Source organism: Mycolicibacter senuensis (assembly GCF_003284925.1).
Lineage (GTDB): Bacteria > Actinomycetota > Actinomycetes > Mycobacteriales > Mycobacteriaceae > Mycobacterium > Mycobacterium algericum_A.
The window spans coordinates 1-5,380 of the sequence record NZ_QMEX01000196.1; the positions used below are offsets into that span (position 1 = coordinate 1).

At 70.2% G+C, this 5,380-nt stretch carries 6 protein-coding genes and 2 pseudogenes; 1 reads left to right on the forward strand and 7 read right to left on the reverse strand.

The window, feature by feature from the left end; genetic code table 11:
• Nucleotides 1–303 (reverse strand): aminopeptidase P family N-terminal domain-containing protein (locus tag DQP56_RS22330; protein WP_205868958.1); only part of this gene is annotated, 303 nt, incomplete at its 3' end.
• A gap of 33 nt (nucleotides 304–336) precedes the next feature.
• On the opposite strand from DQP56_RS22330, the gene DQP56_RS24875 reads away from it, so the two are divergent.
• Nucleotides 337–1,083: a B-4DMT family transporter gene (locus DQP56_RS24875; RefSeq protein ID WP_165825113.1), complete on the forward strand. Its 747-nt coding sequence runs from the start codon at nucleotides 337–339 to the stop codon at nucleotides 1,081–1,083.
• Here the strand turns inward: DQP56_RS24875 and aroQ are convergent.
• From aroQ to DQP56_RS22365, 6 genes and pseudogenes are all read right to left on the reverse strand, one after another.
• Nucleotides 1,059–1,493: a type II 3-dehydroquinate dehydratase gene (aroQ, locus tag DQP56_RS22340; RefSeq protein ID WP_112689150.1), complete on the reverse strand. Its 435-nt coding sequence runs from the start codon at nucleotides 1,491–1,493 to the stop codon at nucleotides 1,059–1,061. The two genes, DQP56_RS24875 and aroQ, sit on opposite strands and share 25 nt — an antisense overlap.
• Entirely contained in the window at nucleotides 1,490–2,587 is a 1,098-nt protein-coding gene (gene aroB, locus DQP56_RS22345; RefSeq protein WP_112689154.1) for a 3-dehydroquinate synthase, read from the reverse strand. Before aroB ends, aroQ begins: the two co-directional genes overlap by 4 nt.
• A 98-nt stretch (nucleotides 2,588–2,685) precedes the next feature.
• A pseudogene (locus DQP56_RS22350) lies at nucleotides 2,686–3,213 on the reverse strand (shikimate kinase); the annotation flags it as partial.
• 3 nt (nucleotides 3,214–3,216) lie between these two features.
• Nucleotides 3,217–4,434 carry a chorismate synthase gene (gene aroC / locus DQP56_RS22355; protein ID WP_112689156.1) on the reverse strand — a complete coding sequence of 406 codons (1,218 nt, stop codon included), beginning with the start codon at nucleotides 4,432–4,434 and terminating at the stop codon, nucleotides 3,217–3,219.
• A gap of 121 nt (nucleotides 4,435–4,555) precedes the next feature.
• A complete protein-coding gene (locus tag DQP56_RS22360) occupies nucleotides 4,556–4,960 on the reverse strand; it encodes a hypothetical protein (RefSeq protein WP_234825789.1) in 405 nt (134 codons plus the stop codon).
• A gap of 189 nt (nucleotides 4,961–5,149) precedes the next feature.
• Nucleotides 5,150–5,380, reverse strand: a pseudogene (locus DQP56_RS22365) (prepilin peptidase); the annotation flags it as partial.

Consider the following 5,380-nt stretch of genomic DNA (forward strand, 5'->3'; position numbering starts at 1 on the left):
CACGTGCGCCTCGAACCCCAGCCTGCCCACCCCGGCCGCAGCGGCCTGCCCGACCAGGTGACTCGCCCCGGCGCGCTCGATCGCAGCCGGCAGGTCGGGGGCCTGCCGGGCGGCTTGGGTGCGGTAGCGGCCATCGGTCGCCAGCAGCGCGGGCCGCTGGTCGGCGTAGACCAGCAGGGCACCGGCCGAACCGGTGAACCCGGTCAGGTACCGCACGTTGATCAAGTCTGTGACCAGCATCGCGTCCAAACCGGCCGCATCGATCGCGGCACTCAGACGTAGCCGACGGGAGGAATGTGTCACGCGGTGTGACGGTACTCGCTACGCTGTGCCCCCATGAGCAAGTGGTTTCTTCGCGGGTTGGTCTTCGCAGCGCTGATGGTCGTCATCCGCATGATCCAGGGGGTGTTGATCAACGCCTTCGAGGCGCAGGCCGGCCTGATCAGCCTGATCCTGATGATCTTGTTCGCGATCGCCGTGATGGTATGGGGCTATTCCGATGGCCGCGCCGACGCCCGCGCCAACCCCGACCCGGACCGGCGCGACGACCTCGCCATGACGTGGCTGGGGGCCGGGCTGGTCGCCGGGCTGGTGAGCGGCCTGGTGTCATGGATCATCGGGCTGGTCGACAAGGCGCTCTACGTCAGCTCACTGTTCAACGAACTGACCAGCTTCGCGGCCTTCACCGCGCTACTGGTGTTCGTCGCGGCGGTGGCCACCGTCACCCTGGGACGCCGTCGCGTCGACAAGGAGTACGAGAAGGCACCGCACCGCCACCACGGCCTGGCATCCCAGGGCGAGGCTGCCCCGACGGACGTGTTCGCCACCGTCGGCGCCCCCGCGGTGGCCGCCGAAGAGACCGGCGCAGTGCAGACCGAGGCCGCACCCCACGCCGACACCGCCGCACCGCAAGCCGACGCTGCCGCCACCCAGGCCGACGCGGGCGCGACATTGGCCGGCCCCGCCGCGGGTTTCACCACCGAGGAGTTCCCGGCCGTTGAAGACCAGGCCGACGCGACCACCGAGATCCCGGCGGTCGACGAGGGCGGTCCGTCAGCTCAGTCCGACGACTCTGCCAAGTAGCGCAGCGCCAGCAGATAGCCGCGCACGCCGAATCCCACGATCACGCCGCTGGCGACCGGACTCAAGTAGGAATGGCGCCGAAATTCTTCGCGCGCATGCACATTGGAGATGTGCAGTTCGATCAGCGGTGCCCGCAGTTCGGCGCACGCATCGCGTAGCGCCACCGAGGTATGCGTCAGACCACCGGCGTTGAGGATCACCGGTTCGGCGGCGTCGGCGGCGGCGTGAATCCAGCCCAGCAGTTCGGCTTCGCTGTCGCTCTGGCGCACCACGGCCTGCACACCCAGCGCGGCGGCCTCCCGCTCGATCAGCGCCTGCAGGTCCTCATAGCTGGTGTCGCCGTAGACATCCGGCTCCCGCCGGCCCAGCCGCCCCAGGTTGGGGCCGTTGATGACATTGATCCGGTTCACCGTCGCTCCAATCGGAATCGCCGGCCCACCTCGTCGTAGGCGGCGGCCAGCAACATCGGGTCAGGCCCCTCCAGCCGGCCCGGCTTGGCCAGGCCGTCGAGCACCACGAACCGCAACACGCCGGCCCGGTTCTTCTTGTCCCCCATCATGTATTCCAGCAGTGCGGGCAGGGCGCTCTCGTAGTAGCTGACCGGCAGACCCAGCGACTGCAGGATCGAGCGATGGCGGTCGGCGGTCTCGTCGTCGAGGCGTCCGGTGACGCGGGCCAGCTCCGCGGCGAAGACCAGGCCGACCGACACCGCGTCGCCGTGGCGCCACTGGTAGTGCTCCAGCGCCTCGATCGCGTGCGCGAGGGTGTGGCCGTAGTTGAGGATCTCGCGCAGCCCCGACTCCCGCTCGTCGGCGGCGACGACTTCGGCCTTGACGGTGATCGCGCGCCGGATCAGCTCACCCAGCACTTCCCCGCCCGGGTCCATCGCGGCCTTCGGGTCGGCTTCGATGAGGTCCAGGATCACCGGATCGGCGATGAAACCGGCTTTGACGATCTCGGGCATACCGGCGACGATCTCGCGCTGCGGCAGCGTCTCCAGGGTGGCCAGGTCGACCACGACGGCCGCCGGCTGGTGGAACGCGCCGACGAGGTTCTTGCCGGCCTCGGTGTTGATGCCGGTCTTGCCGCCGACCGCGGCGTCCACCATGGCCAGCAGCGTGGTGGGCACATGCACGATCGAGACGCCGCGCAGCCAGCTGGCCGCCGCGAAGCCCGCCACGTCGGTGGCGGCGCCGCCGCCCAGACTCACCAGGGCGTCCCGGCGGTCGAGCCCGATCCGTCCCAGCACGTCCCAGATGAAGCCCAGCACCTGCAGCGACTTGCCGTCCTCGGCATCCGGGATCTCGATGCGGTGCGCCTCGATCCCCTTGTCGGCCAGGTACGTTCGGATTCCCTCGGCGGTCTGCTCCAGCGTCGGCTGATGCAGGATCGCGACCTTGTTGCGGCCGGCGAGCAGATCGGCGAGATCACCGAGCAGGCCTTTGCCGATCACCACCGGGTACGGCGGGTCGGTGGCCACCGTCACGGTGATCGGCTCGGGAATCTGGGTCACTTGCGTCCTCCGGTCTGTCGTGCGGCCAGCGTGGCCGGGGTGGGCGGTGAACCGGCGGGCGCCGCCGGCGGCTGCACCCGGCCAGGCCGGGTGGCCTTGCGGTCCGGCGCGGTCGCCTCCAGCCGGGACACGATATAGCGCACCACCGCGCCTGGATTTCGCCGGTTGGTGTTGACCCGGATTGTCGCGAGACGCCGGTAGAGCGGCACTCGCTGCGCCATCAACTCGCGGAACTTCTCGGCCCGGCCCGGCCCGGCCAGCAGTGGCCGCACCGTGCTGCCGCCGGTGCGCCGGACTCCCTCGGCGGCGCTGATCTCGAGGAACACCACGGTATGCCCGGCCAGTGCTTCGCGCACCCCGGGGCTGGTGACGGCTCCCCCGCCCAGGGACAGCACCCCGTCGTGCTCGGCCAGCGCCGCGCGCACGACTTCCTCCTCGATACGGCGGAACTCCTGTTCGCCGTCGGCGGCGAAGATGTCGGCGATGCTGCGTCCGGTGCGGGCCTCGATGGCGGCGTCGGTGTCGAGCATCTCGACGCCGAGCGCCTTGGCCAGGCGCCGCCCGATGGTGGACTTGCCCGCGCCGGGCAATCCCACCAGAACCGCTCTGGGGGCCACGGTCTACCCCGAGGCCCGGGCCTGGTCGCCCACCGCCCCGCGTTCGGCCACCGAACGCCGGTATGCCTCGATGTTGCGCCGGGTTTCGGTCAGCGAGTCGCCGCCGAATTTGGCCAGCGCCGCGCGGGCCAACACCAGCGCCACCATGGCCTCGGCCACCACTCCGGCCGCCGGGACGGCGCAGACGTCGGAGCGCTGATGGATCGCGACCGCTTCGTCGCCGGTGGCCATGTCGACGGTGGCCAGTGCCCGCGGAACGGTGGAGATCGGCTTCATCGCCGCACGCACCCGCAGCGGCTGGCCGTTGGTCATGCCGCCCTCCAGCCCGCCGGCACGGTTGGTGGAGCGAACCACACCGTCAGGGCCCGGGTGCATCTCGTCGTGGGCGGCGCTGCCGCGCCGGCGGGCGGTGGTGAAACCGTCGCCGATCTCGACACCCTTGATCGCCTGGATGCCCATGATCGCCGCGGCCAGTTGGCCGTCCAGGCGATCGTCGCCACTGATGAAGGACCCCAGGCCGATCGGCAGGCCGGAGACCACCACTTCCACCACGCCCCCCAGCGTGTCGCCGTCGGCCTTGGCCGCCTCGATCTCGGCGATCATGGCTTCCTGCGCCTGCTGGTCGTAGGCACGGACCGGGCTGGCGTCGATGGCGGCCAGATCCTCGGGCCGCGGCACCGGACCGTCGTAGGGGTCGGACGCGCCGATCGAGATCACATGGGAGACCACCTGCACGCCCAGGGCCTGGTCCAGGAACGCCCGCGCGATCGTTCCGGCGGTCACCCGGGCGGCCGTCTCGCGCGCGCTGGCCCGCTCCAGCACCGGCCGGGCGTCGTCGAAACCGTACTTGAGCATGCCGGCGTAGTCGGCGTGGCCGGGTCGCGGGCGGGTCAGCGGTGCGTTGCGGGCTCCGCCCTCACTTTCCAGCACGGCGGGGTCCACCGGATCGGTGGACATCACCGTCTCCCACTTCGGCCACTCGGTGTTGCCGATCTCGACCGCGATCGGGCCGCCGAGGGTGACACCGTGCCGTACCCCGGACAGCACCGTGACGGCGTCGGCCTCGAATTTCATCCGAGCGCCACGGCCGTAGCCAAGACGGCGGCGGGCCAACTGGGTCGAGATGTCAGCCGAGGTGACGGTCACTCCGGCGACCATGCCCTCGACCACGGCGACCAGCGCGCGGCCGTGCGATTCCCCGGCGGTTATCCAACGCAACACGTGTCCCATCTTCCCATGCCGGTGCTGGGCGCCCGGGCTTGGCGGATTCTACGGTTCGGCACACAGCCGGCTCAACGAAGCAACGGCCGGGGCATCGCCCCGGCTCGTCACCCGGAAGGGGTCAGGAACCGTTCTTGAGGATCAGGTAGGTGACCGCGTCGGGCCCGTTGCTGGGCGAGGTCACCGCATTGAGTTGGCTGCCCACGTTGCCGACCACTCCGTCGAGGATCCGGTCGAAGTCCTCGGCGGAGGTCTCCGGGTCGATCAGCACCAGCGGAGATTCGCCGGGTGGGACCGCCGAACTCGGGTCCAGCAGATATCCGCCGAACGCGTCGGCATTGCCAGCGGAGGTCTGCGCGAACAGGTCCAGCCACTGTACGGTGGCGTCGGTCCCCTCGGCGCTGGACAGCGCCACGGCCGGGACCTGTACGTCGGGCAGGGACGGGGACGCCATATTGGTGGCCAGCACGGTGCCACCGACGATGACAGCGGCAGCCGCCACGCCCCCGATTACTGCTCGCTTCACGGTCACCACCCCCTCATGGTCAGGCCAGATCAGCGTCACACCCCGGTCAGCAGAGTTCAGATCTCCGATATTACCTAATAATGGACTGAGGGGCAAACCTTTCCTGTCAAGGCTAACCACGGCGTTAATTTGTGTTCGGGGGCTCCCGAAACGTCGGCCACCTCGTCATTTCGCCCCGCTACGGCATCCTCAGAACATTCCCAGGCCCGCCGCCACCGCGCTGGCCAGGCACATCGAGGGCCCGTGCGGAACGGTCGGTCCCCGGCGCGCGCACGCGGCGATCAGTCCGCACAACCCGGTCAACAGCGGCGCGGACAACGCCGCCAGCAACCACACGTCCGCGCCGAAGGAACCGGTCAGTGCGCCGAGCCCGACGGCGAGTTTGACGTCACCGGCGCCCAGCCCGGCCGGAGAGATCAG

Bases quoted from the DNA above. Each gene is read 5' to 3' on its own strand.
- DQP56_RS24875 (WP_165825113.1), top strand. From the start codon at position 337: ATGAGCAAGTGGTTTCTTCGCGGGTTGGTCTTCGCAGCGCTGATGGTC.